General features: G+C 55.4%; 14 protein-coding genes. 6 read left to right on the top strand and 8 right to left on the bottom strand.

The window, feature by feature from the left end:
• Window positions 1–29 precede the first annotated feature (29 nt).
• Both ABJK56_RS19980 and ABJK56_RS19975 read left to right on the top strand, forming a co-directional pair.
• Window positions 30–989, top strand: coding sequence for a phosphatidate cytidylyltransferase (locus ABJK56_RS19980; protein WP_347246454.1), 960 nt, complete (start codon window positions 30–32; stop codon window positions 987–989).
• Between the two features lie 163 nt (window positions 990–1,152).
• Window positions 1,153–1,833 (top strand): metallophosphoesterase family protein, encoded by a 681-nt coding sequence (locus tag ABJK56_RS19975; RefSeq protein ID WP_347246453.1) that lies wholly within the window; start codon window positions 1,153–1,155, stop codon window positions 1,831–1,833.
• 119 nt (window positions 1,834–1,952) lie between these two features.
• On the opposite strand, the gene ABJK56_RS19970 is transcribed toward ABJK56_RS19975, so the two are convergent.
• The 7 genes from ABJK56_RS19970 to ABJK56_RS19940 all read right to left on the bottom strand — a co-directional run bounded on the left by ABJK56_RS19970 (window position 1,953) and on the right by ABJK56_RS19940 (window position 8,533).
• The gene (locus tag ABJK56_RS19970) at window positions 1,953–3,038 is read right to left on the bottom strand and encodes a tRNA-dihydrouridine synthase (protein ID WP_347246452.1); all 1,086 of its coding nucleotides are present in this window, start codon (window positions 3,036–3,038) and stop codon (window positions 1,953–1,955) included.
• Window positions 3,039–3,124: 86 nt separating this feature from the next.
• Window positions 3,125–5,065 carry a hypothetical protein gene (locus tag ABJK56_RS19965; protein ID WP_347246451.1) on the bottom strand — a complete coding sequence of 647 codons (1,941 nt, stop codon included), beginning with the start codon at window positions 5,063–5,065 and terminating at the stop codon, window positions 3,125–3,127.
• A 743-nt stretch (window positions 5,066–5,808) separates the two neighbouring features.
• Window positions 5,809–6,132 (bottom strand): DUF6793 family protein, encoded by a 324-nt coding sequence (locus tag ABJK56_RS19960; protein ID WP_347246450.1) that lies wholly within the window; start codon window positions 6,130–6,132, stop codon window positions 5,809–5,811.
• Window positions 6,133–6,196: 64 nt separating this feature from the next.
• Window positions 6,197–7,081 (bottom strand): phosphoribosylaminoimidazolesuccinocarboxamide synthase, encoded by an 885-nt coding sequence (locus tag ABJK56_RS19955; protein ID WP_347246449.1) that lies wholly within the window; start codon window positions 7,079–7,081, stop codon window positions 6,197–6,199.
• 246 nt (window positions 7,082–7,327) lie between these two features.
• Window positions 7,328–7,549 carry a carbon storage regulator CsrA gene (gene csrA, locus ABJK56_RS19950; protein ID WP_347246448.1) on the bottom strand — a complete coding sequence of 74 codons (222 nt, stop codon included), beginning with the start codon at window positions 7,547–7,549 and terminating at the stop codon, window positions 7,328–7,330.
• A gap of 156 nt (window positions 7,550–7,705) precedes the next feature.
• The gene (locus tag ABJK56_RS19945; RefSeq protein WP_347246447.1) at window positions 7,706–8,140 is read right to left on the bottom strand and encodes a secondary thiamine-phosphate synthase enzyme YjbQ; all 435 of its coding nucleotides are present in this window, start codon (window positions 8,138–8,140) and stop codon (window positions 7,706–7,708) included.
• 147 nt (window positions 8,141–8,287) lie between these two features.
• Complete coding sequence (locus ABJK56_RS19940) at window positions 8,288–8,533, bottom strand: hypothetical protein (RefSeq protein ID WP_347246446.1); 246 nt, start codon at window positions 8,531–8,533, stop codon at window positions 8,288–8,290.
• A 595-nt stretch (window positions 8,534–9,128) separates the two neighbouring features.
• Between ABJK56_RS19940 and ABJK56_RS19935 the strand changes: the two genes are divergently transcribed.
• The 3 genes from ABJK56_RS19935 to ABJK56_RS19925 all read left to right on the top strand — a co-directional run bounded on the left by ABJK56_RS19935 (window position 9,129) and on the right by ABJK56_RS19925 (window position 14,966).
• On the top strand, window positions 9,129–10,715 hold the full coding sequence (locus ABJK56_RS19935) for a response regulator (RefSeq protein WP_347246445.1): 1,587 nt from the start codon (window positions 9,129–9,131) through the stop codon (window positions 10,713–10,715).
• 152 nt (window positions 10,716–10,867) lie between these two features.
• Entirely contained in the window at window positions 10,868–12,994 is a 2,127-nt protein-coding gene (locus ABJK56_RS19930) for a U32 family peptidase (RefSeq protein ID WP_347246444.1), read from the top strand.
• Window positions 12,995–13,157: 163 nt separating this feature from the next.
• Window positions 13,158–14,966 carry an arylsulfatase gene (locus tag ABJK56_RS19925; protein WP_347246442.1) on the top strand — a complete coding sequence of 603 codons (1,809 nt, stop codon included), beginning with the start codon at window positions 13,158–13,160 and terminating at the stop codon, window positions 14,964–14,966.
• A 168-nt stretch (window positions 14,967–15,134) separates the two neighbouring features.
• On the opposite strand, the gene ABJK56_RS19920 is transcribed toward ABJK56_RS19925, so the two are convergent.
• Complete coding sequence (locus ABJK56_RS19920) at window positions 15,135–16,526, bottom strand: hypothetical protein (protein ID WP_347246441.1); 1,392 nt, start codon at window positions 16,524–16,526, stop codon at window positions 15,135–15,137.
• Window positions 16,527–16,985: 459 nt separating this feature from the next.
• Between ABJK56_RS19920 and ABJK56_RS19915 the strand changes: the two genes are divergently transcribed.
• On the top strand, window positions 16,986–17,468 hold the full coding sequence (locus tag ABJK56_RS19915) for a hypothetical protein (protein WP_347246440.1): 483 nt from the start codon (window positions 16,986–16,988) through the stop codon (window positions 17,466–17,468).
• Window positions 17,469–17,617: the final 149 nt, after the last annotated feature.

The following is a 17,617-nucleotide window of genomic DNA, read 5'->3' as shown; positions in this document are numbered from 1 at the left end:
TTTTAAGCCTCGCTGAGGTGTCGCGATCCATGGATGTCATCACATGGGGTCTTTTGGGCGGGGTTTTGCTCCTTTTGATCGTGGCCACTGTGGTGGTCCATGTTTTGCGGAAAGGGCGAAGCGAGGCAATCAATCCGGACATCGTGGACAGTCTCTCTGGTCGCCTGAGAGCCTGGTGGTTGCTTTTTGCAGGTTTAGCAGGGGCGATGATCCTCGGCAAGACGGCGACCATCGTTCTGTTCGGGATGATCTCTTTTTGGAGTCTTCGCGAGTTTATCACGCTAACGCCGACTCGACCGGGTGATCATCGGGCTCTTTTCTGGGTGTTTGTGCTTTGCACACCCGCACAGTATGTTCTGGTGGGTTTGGCACGTTACGAACTGTTTGCAATCATCATCCCGGTCTATGCGCTCCTTTTCATTCACACGCGAATTGCACTTTCCGGCGACCCGAAAAGATTCCTTGAAAGAACAGCCAAAATTCAAATGGGCTTACTTATTTGCGTGTATTGCTTGAGTTACGCACCGGCGATCTTGACGACCATCAATTTCGGTAATGACGCGTATAACCTGAGACTGTTGTTTTTCCTGGTGTTCATGACTCAGCTCAGTGACGCACTCCACTTTGCCTGGTCCCAGCTTCCCAGTCGGCACGTGATCGTTCCAGATATTAATCCAACCAAGACGTGGGAAGGGCTTCTCGGAGGTACGGCAAGTGTGACGCTGGTGGGCGCCATGCTTTGGTGGGTGACACCCTTCGACTCTGTGTGGATTGCGGCGGCCCTTTCCCTCGCGATCTCCGTCGCTGCGTTCGCGGGAAGCCTCACCATGTCCGCCATCAAGAGAGATCGCGGCGTGAGGGATTATGGGACTCTCGTGGCGGGCCACACCGGAGTGCTCGACAGGATCGACTCACTCTGTTTCGCGGCTCCCGTGTTCTTCCACCTCACGCAGATTTTCTTGACCACTCACGGCCCCGTCGCGGGATGAATGTGATGCAAAACCATTGGGAAGCGATCGACGTAGAATGGCGCGAGGGGGATCGTGATGTGTGATGGCCCACCTGCCGATTCGCAATTTGGGCACGAGTTGTAACTGCTATCCGGGTTTACGCCGTTTGTTGCTGCCAGCCGTTTAAAACCGTGGTTATTCAGTGAACCGCATCATCGCTATCGGAGACATTCACGGTTATCGACACGTTCTGGAGCGCCTCCTGGAGTGGATCGGTCCGGGAAGTTCGGACATCATTGTCGGACTGGGCGACTACATCGATCGGGGGCCTGATAGCCGTGGCGTCATTGATCTTTTAATACGGCTTCAACAGCATGTCACCCTGGTACCGATTTTGGGTAATCACGACGAAATGCTGCTCAACATTTTGGATGGCGAAAGGGAGGCATTTCAGGACTGGTTGATTTACGGCGGCGCCGCCACTTTGGCCTCTTATGGATGTGCCACGGTGGAAGGAATTCCACCGGAACACATAGCTTTTTTGAGAAATTGCGTCGCTTACTACGAGACGGAAAACCACTTTTTCGTCCACGCCAACTACGATGAACATCGTCCCCTGAATATGCTGGATGGAACCATGCTCCGCTGGTGCTCGCTGCGCGAATATCTTCCGGGACCCCATGTCTCTGGGAAAGTGGCCATTACTGGGCACACCGCACAGAAAAACGGGGAAATTCTTAATCTTGGCTATCTTGTCTGCATCGACACCTACTGCTACGGTGGTGGTTGGCTCACTGCACTCGATGTCCGGACAGGCCACGTGTGGCAGGTCTCACCCGATGGCGCTACGCGCGAACGCTGGCTCGGCGAAGCTCGGGAGTGAGGTTCCCGAAACAGATGCCGGGACACGGTGTTCTCACTTGAAAAAGCAGAGAAAACTTCCCGAGTTGTCGGGTACTCTGGGTTGCTTCAGCAGGTGCTACGGATTCAATCGACGACAGCTCAACACGAATCGGACAAACTACTCGGGGACGCCGTCTGCAGCAGGAATTGGCGGACCGCCTCTAGGATTTCACGCGGTTCATTCAGATGGAGTACGTTCACTCGAAGATGCTTGGAGCCCGGCCGGAAAGCGATAAACCGGCAAAGAAATTGCTTCATCAAGATGGTCGCTTTTGGGCTGCCAAACTGGCCCATGAGCATCTCGTATTGCTCGCGAATGAGATCGAACTGTTCTTCCGGGGTTGGTTCCGGGGGCGGTGCATTCCCAGCAAGTAGGGCCGCCGCTTCGCGGAAAATCCAGGGTCGGAAAAGGGCAGCCCGACCAATCATGACTCCATCCAGACCATAGCGCTTGAAGTTATTGACGGCATCGGCCGCGGACCGTATATCGCCGTTGCCAATGACGGGAATGCGCCGGACCGCGGCTTTCACCTCGGCAATCCGTTCCCAGTTGGCCGTCCCTCGGTACTTTTGCTGTGCTGTCCGTCCATGGACGAAGACCGCGCTGCCGCCGGCTTGTTCAATGGCTTGGGCTACTTCGCAGGCCGTAAGTTGCTGGTCTGTGTAACCCAGACGCATTTTGGCTGTCACCGGGATGGGGGACACGGTCCGCACCACCTTGGACACAATGTTGCCCACAACTTCCGGATCTTTGAGAAGATATGCTCCGCAAGCGACGCCTTTGGTGATCTGCTCCGCAGGACAGCCGAAATTGAGGTCCAGTGCGCTCACGTGAAAATCTTCAACCAGCCTTTCGGCAACTTGGGCCAATTTGTTGGGATCGTTGTCCCAAATTTGAACTGACACAGGACGCGGCTCTTCGCGTACACCCCACAGTCGCTCTGGAAGTTTTCCGTAGCGGCGATCGAGTTCGAGAAAACCTCTGGCACTAACCATCTCCGTGCAAAGCAAACCGACTCCACCCAGTCGCCGCAGGAGCTGTCGGAAAGCATAGTTGCTGTAGCCAGCCATGGGCGCCTGAAACAAAGGAGGGGAGATTTCTAGCGCCCCGATCTTCACGGCCAGGCTTGCTGGGATAGTTTCCCGGGGGAAATATTTCTGAATTCCCTCGGCCGGTTGTAGCATCAAGGATGGGGCCGTGTTGCTTTCGCAACTATTCGGATGATGCTCGAGCATACTGGATAGCGATGCGAATACCTTTTTTGCTGGCACTACTGGGCGCCGATAGCCTTGAGGTAGTCATTCAACGAAGCGAATGGCAGACAACTCGCTGCGTACTCTGCGATGGCCCTGTTGTATTGGCCAACTCCTCCAATGAATTCTAACCAAAGGTCAAATTCGAGCCGAATGGATGCAAGAAGAGTGGTCAAAGGGATTTGGCCCCGCAAATAAGCCTCGGCATCGCGCTGGCGGGCGAGATCGGCAGAAAGGAGTGCCGAGGCGGTTTGTGCTGTCGCCGCATAGATGCCCGGCAACCGATAGGCAATCTTTCCCAAGTGGACACGCCGGGCCGGAGGGATGGAGGGGGCAAGCTCGTCCCATCGCGTTTCGTACGGACCAGCAAACGGGGGCGTGACTGCAGTCGGATCGACAGCGGTGGCTGGGTGGCTCTTCTTGAGGACAAATCGCTTTTCCATCAGGTCGGCATGGGCGTCTTGAAGGGCTGCGTCCGCTGCATTTCTCTCTGCGTGAATCTGGAGCACCAGTTCGGCTCCTCCCGGACGCTCGGCTTCTCGGAGCGCCAACTGGAAAAGCTCCGACAATATCGCCGATTGTTTGATGAGCACGAAAAGCCTGTCCTGGGCTTCCACCACATCCCAATACTTAATCGTGCGGACTCCACGTTCTCCATTTCCGGCTGAGCTATCCGTCAGATATTCGGACAGCGTCAAGGGCTTGCCTCCTCGAATTTGTGTTGATTCTGTACTGCAGAAGCGTGAAAGCTCTTTGACGAAATCCTCAAGACGTGTGGCCTTGATGGAGCTGAAAAAACCTTTCGTTAATTCTGGTGTTTCGACGGCACCAGACTCCCCAAGAGCAGTCAGAAAGTAGGTGGGAGTCTGTAAGCAATGCGGTGCGGTGAGCGGCTCCCGAGGCTTGAAAGCGAAGGGCAGCCCGTCGGCCAATAGGCGGGCTTGCCGCGCGGAGGTCGCAGCATTCCCGCTATCGCGGTTGCCTGGGTTGGATCCAGAAGTCGTGCCGGAGACAATATGGCGGCTACCCTCCTCGAGGAGCATGGGCAGAATGTTGGTCGGTGTTTGACCGTAGGTTCGTAGCTCAAGAATGTATTCAAGAATCAATTCGTTGTACCGCTCAACAGATTCCAGGCAACGAAGATTCTCGGTAACGGCCAGATGCCACATCTGCATAGCAGGTTCAATATTAGCCGCGCCCGCGTTAGCCAGATCACGGTACGCCAGCCACGCGTCGCGAGCACTTCGAGCCGCTATGAAGTGGAGATAGATGGACTGCCGGATAAGTGGAAGAAGTTCGTCTATTTTGCGGACTTCCAGCGGGGCCTGGCCGTGGAACAGCGAGTCAATATACGTGTTGTAACCACCCGTGTGGGGAATGTCGTCTGGAAACGCTCGGCCCTGAGCATTCGTCATGCCGGCCCATGTGGCCAGTTCGAATTGTGCCGCAGCCAGTTGAGAACGCATATCGATAAGTTGCCCGGTGATGCCGCCTTTAAGACCTTCGAGGTAAGGACGTCGTTCTGGAGGACACGGGAAGGTTTCAAGTTCCGAGAGCAACTCTGAAAGCACGTCGACCGAAGCGACAAGTCGCACAACAGTCCAGTAAGTCTTGACAGCACGAGTGAGATCTTCTTGCCGTGAGTACCGCTCCAAAAGCGATTGCAAACTGACGATTCGATCGGTTCGCTGAAAATTTCGACGAAGGGCTGTTTTTAAACGATTGTCCAACTCGGGACGAAGTTGCGCGGCCGAAGGCCGGGATTGTTGCAGTCCGCCTGCCGTTCCTGCACCGGGTGGCGTCTGCTCTGCAAGAAGTACGACCGACCAGCCGTGAGCGAAACCGACACTTAACTGCAGGCGTGGACGATTTTCGGCAAGGCCCGCGTTGGCCCCGATGAACACCATCAGAGTGCTGATCAACGGTGACAGGTGTTTCAGTGAAATACAAGAATTCATTTCCACACTACCTGTAATCCGATAACCGCGGATTCGGTGACCTCGTCCATACCGGTTGCGAAAAGATTTCACCAAGCGGGAGCCGGCGGTGCGTCGGCGATCTGTCACGGAATTGTATTGTGGGCGATCCTGTGTCCAGTGAAAAGCATCCCGCTCAAAAAAGACCAAGCGGTTATTAACTTCTACCAAGTGTTGAGCATCACCACCAATGTTCTGGACCGTTTGACCAGCCTTAATGCTTGGTCAAACGCCCGGACTGCGGAAGCTGACTACGATTCTCCATGCACTTCAGGGCCGGCGCCTGATGAAATTACCGAATAGTCGGGAGAAGCTGTGCGGCCAATTTTCAGGGGGTGGTTCAAACACCGCCGACGCTGGGAGAGCGGTTGGTCACAGGCTTGTATGCGATGGGCTAGTCAAAAAAGAGGACGGAATGGACCGAAGAGAAGCCCCTCGTCATGGAGACTTCGACCGGCAATGCGGAATAGGGTGGATTACCTGTCCTCGGAGCCTCTTCTCACTCTTTTCTCACTTCAATTCAGTGCGCTTGGCGCCTTGTTTTGGGTGGATCAGACTCACTCCACTGTCAGATACCCTGCGCACCGAAAAATTGGGCGCGATAGAAACGAAAGCTGCCGAACCCTTGTCGTCGGGTTGAAGGTGCGAGGAAGCCAGAGCATTGCAGAAACCTGAAGTATCTCCGAAACGTGTTGGCCCGGAGCGGGGTAAACGGCTCCACGCTGCTACCAGCCCATGATCATGTTCGATTCGATGACCTTCCTGGCTCGTTCCAGGTCGGCGCCGGTCTCTTGCATGTAACGGCGGATCGCGTGGATTTTGTCTCCCGCCGCTCGGGCAAGGCATTCCCGAGCTATATGGCAAGGGTCGGTCTTGCCTACGATTCCCAGCCCGGCCTTAGAGATGACCCAACTGTTCCTCGGACGTTTCGCGATTCTGATAATGGCCTCGCGGGGATAGTTTTCTCGCACCACGTTCTTTGCCGATTCTTCATCGTCAGCCCAGGTAATGATGATGTGATACTCAGTTTCGATTTCATAAAGCGGCATAGTTTCTGCTCTGTCCTTCCCGTGAGGTGGTAATCAACATCCGACGTGCAACACCTCAGACCCATCAGGCAAATGGAAATTTTTCTCCCGTCAAACGCTCGAAGGCCTCTATATACTTTTCTCGTGTTTTCTCCACAACGTCATCTGGAAGCTCCGGCGGTGGACTGTTCTTATCCCATCCGGCGCTTTCCAACCAGTCTCGCACGAATTGCTTATCGAATGACGGCTGACCTCGGCCTGGTGCGTAGGAATCTGCCGGCCAGAACCTCGAACTGTCGGGGGTGAAAACTTCGTCTATTAGTAAAATCTGTCCATTTTCGACCCCGAATTCAAATTTCGTGTCTGCAATGATGATCCCCCGATCTTTAGCGTAAGCGGCTCCCTGCTTATAAATGTGCAGGCTTCTTTCGCGGAGTTCGATTGCGAGCTGTTCGCCTACGATCTCGATCATCCGATCGAAGCTAATGTTTTCGTCGTGGCCGGTTTCGGCTTTCGTGGCTGGGGTGAAGATCGGCTCTGGAAGCTCGTCACTTTCTTTGAGCCCCGGCGGAAGCTGAATCCCACACACCGTTCCGGTTTGGCAGTACTCCTTCCACGCGGAACCGGAAATGTATCCCCGGACGACGCACTCGATGGGGATGACTTTAGTTTTTCGCACATAACTGGTCCGGCCGGCCAGCATTTCCCGGTCGACCTCTTCGGGAAGTGGCATTTCATCCAGATTGACGGTGACGAGATGGTTGGGTTCGCCCAATAACTTAAACCAGAATGCGGAAAGTTGATTGAGAACCTGTCCTTTCGATGGGATGGGTGTGGGCAGGACCCAGTCGAATGCCGAGATGCGATCTGTACTCACGAGCAAAAGATGAGTACCCAGGTCGTAAATATCGCGGACTTTACCTTTCCGCTTCTTGAGGCCGGGAATGGACGTTTCCAAGACAGATTTCACCTTTACCAACTCCTTTAAAAAGAATCTCGCATTGCTTGCCTTCTTGATTGTACTTGACTCGCCGCTGGCTTCCGAGGAGTCCCTGTCGGCGGAAGCTCGAGAAATTGTAGCGAGGCGTCAATAATCTGACGAATTGGGCATCTCGTATGAGAGCACGAGTCAAGCACCAAGCTATACGCTTGAGAGGAGTCTCAACCGCGACATGGGTGAGAAAAGCCTGATGAATCGGATGGACCAAGAAGCGAATTATCTGCCATTACTATTAGGCATCTGATTGTTTTCATCCCCTGGATTCCGATTCTCCATTGCCTGGCGAATGGCTCGAAGCACTTCCTCGCGATGAACTGAGACGTGAGGTGGCGCCTCGATCCCCAGGCGTACAGTTCCGCCCTTAATGGCGACAACTGTGATAATAATGTCATCGCCGATGACAATCTGTTCATTGCACTTGCGTGAGAGAACGAGCATGTTGCCGACCCGGCCCCTCTGGACAGTTCAGGTGTGCATGCACCGCTGTCATATTTTATCCTCCCCGTCGAGTGCGGGAAACGGCTTTGCCCCCGTTTCGCCCGGTGTTGATTTGTTATTTTTTGAGTAAGATTGTGACTATTTTTTTCCGGGAATTCATTGGCCGATGATCGTTGCAACAACACGCCGTCGGCGGGGTCTAATATCGCACTCCAGAAGGAACACCTGTTGCCAAGTCCCGAGAACGGGCTGGCCCCCTTCCAGGGGGAGAGTCAAAGTCGCGCCTAACAACGTGGCTTGCAAGTGCGAATGGCCATTGCCGTCGTGCCAGGTGGCGTCGTGATGGTATCGGCGGTCTGGCGGCGCCAATTCGTCCATCAAAGCTGGCAGGTCTTTGAGGAGCCCAGGTTCAAACTCAATGGTTCCCAGCGCCACGGTACTTCCTACCGCAAAGAGGTGGATCAGTCCTTGTTGAATGTCTGATCGTTTAATCTCTTCCGTTATCCTGGCTGTGAGATCGACCATCTGCCCGTGGCCAGAAGTAGAGACTTCGATGTACGACCGATACATCCGCATAGTGCGTGTGTTCAAAGGGGACTTTCGAGTTTCGGGGCTTTTCTCAGCGACTGACTTTTTCGGTCGGCAGGTGAACGCGAGAGCTTATTCGGGTCAGTTGGGCTCCTCAGGAGTACGAAGGGCATCACTGCAAAACGGTCTTTGAGCCCTGAAGCTGGCACATCACTTCCGATTGATAGGAAGGGTTACCGCGTATAAAGAAACAACGGCGCCAGTAGCCATCAAACTCCACGGTGCCCAGGGAGGCGGTTCGAGCACCTTATTGGAACCAGCGCTTGCTGCTCCTGAGCGACTAACCTGGGCGGGCGGCGACTCGTGCGCTTTCAGAACAAATCGCTGCACAGCCAGCGTTTGTACTCCGAGGAACATGACAAACAGTCCGACGGCGAGAAAAAATGCGCGGCTCATAGCTCGTTCACCAAACATTGGGAAACCCGATTTGGGGTGTTCGGTATTTTTTTCGTCGAAGAGCCCAGGGAAGTGCAACCTTCTGCCGCGGAGTCAACCTGAACCGACTATACGGGGAAGTTACGGCGAGGAAGACTTTAGGGAGAAAGAATCAAAAATCATTGCCACAGTTCTTAATTTGTTTTGCCACAATTTTATATCGAAAAGGAAAGTTGTGGCCTAACGCACGATCGGCAACCGTTTACCCCCTAGCACAGTTGCCTCTTCAGGCTTTCAAATCGAGTTGTAACCTGTTAAATTTGCGCCACTTATAAAGGACACTTCCAGGCACGGGGCAGTCTGGCGACAGATCGCGAGCCGCCCATGGCCATCCGGAGTGATTCTGTCGTCTGCGCCACAGTTGTTGACTGTTGCTTTCAGAGCTCGTAGAATTGCGCGGCGAGACAGGCGATGCACAAATGGTGCCACTTTACCGCCTTGGTGAAATTTCCATAATAGTTGCAACCACGATAAGGTCGCGACGATGCAATCTCTACTCCAGCAACGCGCGCATCCGATCTTGGAAACGTCGTCTGTCCTGAATTCACCAGACAAAATGAGCTCCGAATTTTCCCCGTGGGCCACAGCGATTGTTGAGCACCTCCCAGACGCGATCTTCATCGTGGATGACAAGTTCCGTATTGAGTGGGCCAATAAGGCAGCTCGTCAGTTTGCCCCCAATGGTGATGGTTTAACTGGAAAACGCTTTTACCGGGACATCTTTCGCGATGTGACGCTTCTCAAACCGGACTATTTTCCATTAACTATCGCGAGGGATCAGGGACGTCCAGCCCGCTCGATTCTGCGGACACCCGATTCGAGGGTTTTTGATCTATATGCCGTTCGAATGGAAGCGGGGGCCGAGGGGAAAAAGCGGATACTCGTTGTCCTTAAAGAGATCACCTCTAACTACCGTCCTCTGGAACGATTGCGCGCGATTCACGAGGCTGGTAGGCGGCTGGTGGATATTGCTCCCGGAGAACTCATCAAGCTGACGGCCGAGGAACGCAAACAGTTACTGAAAAATCGCGTCCTCGCTTATCTGGAAGGTGTCCTTCAATTCAACGTGTTTGAAATTCGACTCATCGACTTTCAGACCAACAAACTCGTCCCTTTTATCTCAGAAGGGATGAGCCCCGAGGCGGCCGCCAGGGAGCTCACTCCCGCCTTTGAAGGACAGGGTATCACCGGGTATGTGGCGAAGACGGGAGTGAGTTATCTGTGTGAAGATACGCGAAACGATAGCCTATATCTGCAGGGCACGGCGAATTCCCGCAGTTCACTGACTGTTCCGTTAGTACGCTACTCTGCTAATATGGAGCCGGTCGTGATCGGGACGGTCAATATTGAAAGCCCGGTACCACGGGCTTTCACTCATGATGACCGGCTTTTCCTGGAGATTTTTTGTCGGGACCTGGTCACAGCGCTCAATATGCTCGAGCTCATCGAGGTTGAGCAAACTGAGGCGACCCTGGGGGTGATCGAAAAACTGCACCGTGCGTTGGCCATTCCTGTCAATGAGCTTGTCAGCAAGATTGTGGCAACTGAGGCATCGTTGAATCCCGATTCGGAGGGCTTGCGGCAGTCGTTGCGGGAGATTGGCAAGATAGCCCTGGAGTTGAAGGATATTGTTCACGCTATCGGGCGCCAGCTTCCCCCCACGGAATCTTCACCACTCTTTGCAAACAAGCGGATTCTGGTCGTGGATGGGGATGAGTCGGTGCTCCAGGACGCGCACGAACACCTGCCCCGATGGGGTTGCGTGGTGGAGACGGCGACCACCGGAAAAGCCGGGTTGCAAATGGCTGTGATGGCCGAAAGCGAGGGTGGATACGACGCCATCTTGAGTGCATACAGGTTGCCCGATATGACCGGGCTGGAGTTTTTCCAGGAGCTTAAGGAACACCTTAAAGGGCACGATATTCCCTTTGTCATGTTGGTGCCCATCGGACGGTATCTTTCCGACCACCAGCAGGTGAAGGCACGTCAACTGGGAGCGAAATGCCTGGTGGGCAAGTACTTGCCGCCAGAGGGTCAGGAAAAAGGTGGTCATCTGGCCCTGGATCCGTTGAAGTCAAGCCTCACGAAACTTTTCGCGGGGCAGGCTCGGGCACCGGCGAGCACGGCTCCTTCTGGCTGTTGATTGCGCGTGCCATCTCAGACTCTTCCTGATCTTGTCACTGTCCTCCGTCGGCCTCACCGGCGGTAAAATTGCAATGGAAAAGGGCTGGGACGGCCGTTAATTGAGATGACGGCCGCTGAAGGGATTTTACTCCTGAGCGCGAGGTGACACGCTTGTCGAACGACAATTTGCACGTAAATTCGCGAGGCAGTTTAGAAATTCTCGCCCCTGCGGGTGATTGGAACGCCCTCCGGGCGGCCGTTACTGCGGGGGCCGACGCTGTGTATTTTGGCCTGCAAAGCTTGAACGCCCGTCGTCGTGCCAGAAACTTTACCCTGGAGGAGGCAAGACACGCGGTGGATCTGCTTCATGCCCACGGACGCCGGGCGTATCTCACGCTCAACACCGATATTTCGTACAGAGAACTGGGCCTGGCGATCGCAGTGCTTCGGCAGGCTGCCGAAATTGGAGTCGACGCCATCCTCATCCGAGATCCGGCTCTGTTAGCCTTTCGCAAGTGCTTCCCCCAGTTGGAATTCCATTTCAGCACCCAGACCTGCATGGCGAATTCGGCCGACGTGGCGGCTGCCGCCGAATTGGGAGCGGACAGGGTTGTTCTTGCCCGGGAGCTCTCGCTCGAGGAAATTCGCAGAATTGCCCAGCAATCCCCTATTGATTTGGAAGTATTTGTGCAGGGAGCGCTTTGCTTTTCAGTATCCGGGCGATGTCTGATGTCAAGCTGGGTGGGCGGCCGAAGTGGCAATCGCGGCTTGTGCGCCAGCCCGTGCAGGGTTCCCTGGGCAGTGGAGGGCCAGCAGGCGGGCCATCCGCTTTCGATGCACGACTTGTGCGCCCTCGAACATATTTTCCAGCTTCACGAAGCGGGCGTTCGGGCTGTGAAGATCGAAGGCCGACTCAAGACGGCAGATTGGGTGGCACGGGCTGTTGCAATCTATCGTCGAGCGCTGGCGGGAGACAACATCGACGAGCTTAAATCTGAAGCACGCTCACTCACTAGTTACACCGGTCGCGAACTAACTAACGGGTATCTGATAGGTGAGAAAACGAATCTGACCGGTAGTAACCGCGGGCGAGTTGGCCGGGATGAGATCTCAGCGGATGCCGGTGATGGGATCGGGGGAAATGCCGGCGAAGTTTTCATGGAGGGAGAGGAAACCCCGGCGTTTTCCTTTGACAAAAAGGGTTTCGAATTCACGCTCAGCACGGCCAACAAGCGTATCGAATGTCAACTCCGTTGGCATGGGAATGACGTTACTTGGGAGTATCCTAAAACGGTGGTCCGCCGAGCTCATAAGGCCGTAACGGCGGCAGAACTTTGTGAAATGGTACAGGGCCGCTATTTTCAGGGATGCGCCGCCGATCATGTTGAGACCGACGATCCGGAGTTTCTCCTGGTGCCCCGAACTGTTAACGCGATTCTCGATCGCATTTCAGCGGAGATCGGTCGGATTCGCCGAGCGGAAAATAAACCGATTGTGATCGACTTTCCCGAAGGGGGTTCGTTCACTGCCAGCGATCTCGCACCCGCCACGAACAATGTGCGAGCGCTGGGTGACATGCCGAATCGAGTACGTATCGGCATTGGGCAGTTGACAGATTTCGTCAGCCGTGTACAGCCGGTGCACCTAATTGTGGACGGGGCTGGTCCAGAAGACGTCCCGACGATCGCGCAAGTCTGCCGAAAGCATGTCCCGATCGTCGCCCTGCCACCGGTGTGTTTCGAGGATGAGTTGTCGCGCATGGAGGAGCTTGTGGAACGTTGTCGCAAAGCCAGGCTGGCCGTTGAAGTCAATAGCTGGGGAGGATGGTGGCTGGCGCGTCGAGCAGGCATCGGTTTTGAAGCGGGACCCGGTTTGGGGGTTCTCAATCCACTGGCCGCCGCATTTTTGAGGAAACTCGGGGCGAGATCCGTGACCATTTCCGTGGAGGCTGATCGACGTCAAATCGAAGATATTTGCGCCTATGCTCCTGTCGCCCTCTCTCTATATGTGATGGGGCGTCCTCCACTTGCCATTTCACGTGCGGAATTGCCGGAGGAATTCTTGGGGCGCGTGTTTGCTGACCGGCGGGATTTGCGGATGAGGCCCGCCCGGGAATGGGGACTGTGGGTGTTCAGGCCCTTGATCCCATTCGACTGGCGCCGACTGCGAAATGATCGCATACGGGTGAAGCACCTGGTTGTGGACCTCGTTGGTTCACCGGACCCCGTTGGGGAGTGGCTGGGGCTGACGTCCCGGTCGCGTCCCTTTACTTTCAACTACCATCGCACTCTGCAATAATAGCGGACACCATTCCCAAATCGGGCTTGAACCGGTGCTGGGGTTGCGATCAGGGCAATCCTGAAGGCGAGTCCAAGTCGAGCCAGCTTGGAAGAGAGCCGGCGCGTATCGTCATTTTTTCATAACTTCGGTCACACAGGTTATGGGCGGGGAGGCATCACCCATGAGGCGCGAAGGTGTCGTGAGAACCCTTCTCCTGGCGTGTGTCACACTGAGTTTCGGCCTTCTGAACGCGATAACGTGCGCCGGCGAGCCTGGAGATCCGCCCAATATTCTCGTTGTCCTGGCGGATGATCAGGGTTGGGGCGACCTGAGCGTGCACGGCAATCACAATCTGAGCACCCCAAATATCGATCGACTCGCTGCTGACGGAGCCTTGTTTGAACGTTTTTATGTGAGCCCGCTTTGCGCTCCCACGCGAGCGGAATTCCTTACCGGTCGTTACCACCCCCGCACGGGAGTGCACGGAGTAACGACGGGCGCGGAGCGGATGAATCTCAATGAATACACCATTGCTCAGGCGTTCCGGGCTGCTGGCTATGCGACAGCCATTTTTGGGAAATGGCATAACGGAACCCAATACCCCTACCATCCGCTGGCGCGAGGATTCCAGGAATTTTACGGCTTCACCTCGGGGCATTGGGGAATTTACTTCGATCCCCCATTGGAGTCCGGAAGCGAGATTGTCCGCGGACGCGGGTACATCACGGACGATTTGACCGATCATGCGATCGACTTTATCAAACGCCATCGAACCGAACCATTCTTCTGTTATGTGGCCTACAACACCCCTCACACACCACTCCAGGTGCCGGACCAATTCTACGAAAAATTTGCCAGGGCGGAGATCGCCCAGCGATATCACGGTAAAGAGCGGGAAGACATCGAGTTCACGCGTGCCGTGCTGGCCATGTGCGAGAACATCGATTGGAACGTCGGTCGGCTTTTGCAAGCTCTGCGCGAATGTAATCTGGAGTCAGACACAATTGTGGTGTATTTTTCGGACAATGGACCGAATAGCTGGCGGTGGAACGGTGGAATGCGCGGTCGGAAGGGATCGACGGATGAAGGCGGAGTCCGCGTGCCGTGTATCATTCGCTGGCCGGGCCATGTGCCAGCCGGAATGCGGGTGGCACAGATTGCTGCCGCCATCGACCTTTTCCCCACCCTCGCATCGTTGGCCGGGCTGTCTTGCAAGGCACCACTACCGATGGACGGGATTGATCTTTCGCCTGTCCTTTTGGGGAAGCAGAAATTCGTGGCGCGAGAACGCCTGATTTTCGCCCATCAGGCAGGCCAGGTCAGTGTGCGAAATCACCGTTTTGTCCTTGATAACCGAGGTCGACTGTATGATCTTCTCCAAGACCCGGGCCAAACGGAGGACGTATCCGCACAATTCCCGGATGTCGCAAAATCGTTACGGAAAGCGGTCGAACAATTTAAGGAAGAGGTCCTCCCCAAGGAACCTGACACCCGGCCATTTCCCGTGGGCTACACGGAGTTTCCCGTGACGTACCTGCCCGCCAGAGACGGGGTTCCCCACGGAGGAATTGAGCGGAGTGCGAAAGCCCCCAACTGTTCCTTCTTCACCAATTGGACAAGCCCCGAAGACAGCATTACCTGGGATATCGAGGTTCACACCGCGGGGCAATACGAAGTGGTCGTTTACTACACGTGTCGGCCGGAAGATGTCGGCGTTGTCGTACGGGCCTCTTTTGCGGGGCGCAATGTGGAAGGCAAGATCACTGAGCCCTTTGATCCACCGCTTCACGGACATGAGTTCGACCGTGTACCGCGGCAGGGGGAGTCGTACGTGAAAGACTTCAAGCCCTTCGTGTTGGGCATGATCCAACTTCCCGCGCAGCGAGGGTTGCTGGAACTGCGCGCTGTGAATATTCCGGGCGATCGAGCGATCGACCTTCGTTGGGTGAAACTCACGCTCAAATCCGCCGACGACACGTCACGTCCGTAACGTGACCATTTTACCTGGCGCACCGGCTGCCGATCGTCTTTGCGGGCAGCGCATTGATGTTCCCTATGGCAAGAGACGGCAAAGTCCGAGGACCGTCCTGCAGCGGGTGATCGACATTGGGAGAGTTGGATTCCCGTTGCAGCGTACTGTTTCGAACAGCGGCTGCGGTCATTGCAGGGCGATAAATGACTTCCCTTTGGGCAGGTCAAAACAGAACACGTACCGGTCTCCGGGGCCCTGATTCTTTTTGCAGAACGTGCCAGGTCGCAGGTCCCGCCAGCTCGAGACTTCTTGAAAAACGACGCGCTGCGATTCGTGGTGAAGCTGGGGAGCTTTTTGGGGGTTTCTGGAAAGCTCGATAGTGAAGCCGGGACACGCAAATGGTGCAGTGAAGGCGATTTGTTGCCCGGCGATCGTGATTCTTGTCAACTCCCTGGCTGCCCAATATCGGGCAATTTCGGAGAGGTTCATCCAAATTAGATTGTCGAATCGCGCATGCAAGCGCTTGACAACTTCCTGAAGGATTCGGAAGCCCAGCTCCTTTCCATTGAAGAACATTCCGGGCCAGTGGCACACCATAACGGCTGGCTCGTCCCGGGTGATCACTTCCACCAGGCGGCCTGAGGCCAAATCTGGGGTGATGAATTTGTCAGGGGAGCCGGGTGTATCGCCATCCCATCCGCCGAACCAGTCCCCGGTGCAGCCGATGATCGACACGACGCACCGCGGTTCGGGGCCATCCAGTCCTGTGGCATTTTCCACCCGTGGGGCCACGCTTTCCGCTCCCGTGAAGACATCCCGAAAATAATGAGGGATTTCCACCTGAAACACGTCCCGACAGGCTTCCAGGGTCGCGATGGAGAGTTGGGGGCGTGCCCGACTTCCAAAACCGCCCGGCGTGGTAATCCCTTCGCACCGTAGTCCAGCGTTTTTCAGGATTTGGAGAGCGTACGCAATGTAATCCGTCAGTTCCTCGGCGGATCGTCCCTCGCTCCAACCCCAGTTTTCCATGAACCGTTGGGAGCGTTCCTCGTACGGCCGGCCGGTCTTTGTGTTGATGACCCACGTGTGGGTGACCATCTCGGGGTGGATGTCCCAATGGGGCATGATCTCCTCGCGAACGATGCGGAGGCTTCTCTCCAACTCCTGATGGGACCAGCCCGGCAGGTCGCGGTCCAGCCAGCCCACACAGGCGGGGTAAGGAACGACGCTGTATTTTCCTTTCACACCGTTTTCCCCGCACCACGCCATGAATTTCTGAACAAATGCATCGGGGATCTCTCGAGGGAATTGACGCCAGGACTTTTGATACTCGGCTCGGTTTGGCCAGACTTCCGCAAACTGCGGCATGGCGAAATGGGCAAGGTTCACAAGACATGTCGAATCGTCAATGATGAGCGAAACCGGCACTCGGCAGCGTGGATTGAGCACTATGACATCGGGTGTCCGCGAAGGACGCTCTCCAGGAGGTTGGAATGTCCAGCCAATATTTCGGCCTAAAGCACCGGAGAGAACAGCGGCACCAACTTGCAGGAATCGACGCCGGGAAACGCTCGCCATGGATGCCACCTCCTTCCCAGTGTACGCAGCAATGCAGTTGCCAACCGACGGACTCAGGCAGAGGCCCTTACGACTTCGTTTTAGACACCTGATGCGAAGCGATCTTGTCAATACTCCTTCCCTTATCTGGAGCGATTCAGTCAGGGGCCTCGAACGTCCCGGATTATGGTACCTTCGCGCAAACCCAATCACCAGGGCCGGTGCTGCTGACAGCCGGTCGCGTTCTCGTCATCCGGTGAGGGAAAAAACCGGACGTGACGAGGAAGTTCCACCGATAACTGAACCGGCACGCCTCTCATACCCATTCCGGGCCGACTCGCCACATCAGCCCAACGGCCTTGTTTCTGCCATTTGTGCCGTCTGCCGACATCGACGGTATTTGCGTGTTTTCGCGAGAATAATCGCCCGACTACCGCCTCCCTGCCGTGACGGGTAAACTAAAAAGCTTTGAAGCAATAAGTGACCGAGTCAACTCTGGAACAAACACGGGAACAAACACGCCCCGGCGGCATGACGGGTGGCGGGAACGTCATGGGAGCGGAGCGGCTGGATATACCTGAAACGGATAAGGAGATACACGCTATGGTGTTGGACGAAGTGCCTCCTGATTGGAATGACGAGGCCACGGACGACAACCTGGATACGGACGGCGACGAATCGTCGGTGGAATTCACGCCCACGGTACCTCCGCCCGACGACGACTTTGACGAATTCGACGAAGATGATTTTGATGATGATTTTGATGATGATTTCGAGTTTGAGCCGGAGTACGAGGCCGAGATCGAGCGTGAGTTCGGAGACCTAGAGGAAGAAACGGAAGAGGCAGAAGAAGAGGAGGAGGAAGTTACCAAAGAACCGGACAGGGAGCTCGAAGAGGACGAAGAAGAGTTCGAGGAAGAAATCGAAGAGGAAGAGTTCGAAGAGGACGAAGAAGAATTCTGAATTTGAGCAGGCTTTGATGATGCATTATCGGGGCAGGCATCAGAGTGGTTGATCGGCACTTGCGGAGCAAGCTGCCGGAACCGAACGGCTCCGGGGGGCGGTTGTTGCCGGTTGGAGTGCTAGACCTCTGGACCGATTCAGGGGGTACG

It is taken from the genome of Thermogutta sp. (assembly GCF_039793925.1).
Lineage (GTDB): Bacteria > Planctomycetota > Planctomycetia > Pirellulales > Thermoguttaceae > Thermogutta.
This window is presented reverse-complemented; position numbering and strand designations above follow the sequence as displayed.

What these genes read in the sequence shown, in the direction of transcription:
- ABJK56_RS19980 (WP_347246454.1), top strand. Translation starts at nt 30, where the DNA reads ATGGATGTCATCACATGGGGTCTTTTGGGCGGGGTTTTGCTCCTTTTG.
- ABJK56_RS19970 (WP_347246452.1), bottom strand. Translation starts at nt 3,038, where the DNA reads ATGCTACAACCGGCCGAGGGAATTCAGAAATATTTCCCCCGGGAAACT.
- ABJK56_RS19965 (WP_347246451.1), bottom strand. Translation starts at nt 5,065, where the DNA reads ATGAATTCTTGTATTTCACTGAAACACCTGTCACCGTTGATCAGCACT.
- ABJK56_RS19960 (WP_347246450.1), bottom strand. Translation starts at nt 6,132, where the DNA reads ATGCCGCTTTATGAAATCGAAACTGAGTATCACATCATCATTACCTGG.
- csrA (WP_347246448.1), bottom strand. Translation starts at nt 7,549, where the DNA reads ATGCTCGTTCTCTCACGCAAGTGCAATGAACAGATTGTCATCGGCGAT.
- ABJK56_RS19940 (WP_347246446.1), bottom strand. Translation starts at nt 8,533, where the DNA reads ATGAGCCGCGCATTTTTTCTCGCCGTCGGACTGTTTGTCATGTTCCTC.
- ABJK56_RS19935 (WP_347246445.1), top strand. Translation starts at nt 9,129, where the DNA reads ATGAGCTCCGAATTTTCCCCGTGGGCCACAGCGATTGTTGAGCACCTC.
- ABJK56_RS19925 (WP_347246442.1), top strand. Translation starts at nt 13,158, where the DNA reads ATGAGGCGCGAAGGTGTCGTGAGAACCCTTCTCCTGGCGTGTGTCACA.
- ABJK56_RS19920 (WP_347246441.1), bottom strand. Translation starts at nt 16,526, where the DNA reads ATGGCGAGCGTTTCCCGGCGTCGATTCCTGCAAGTTGGTGCCGCTGTT.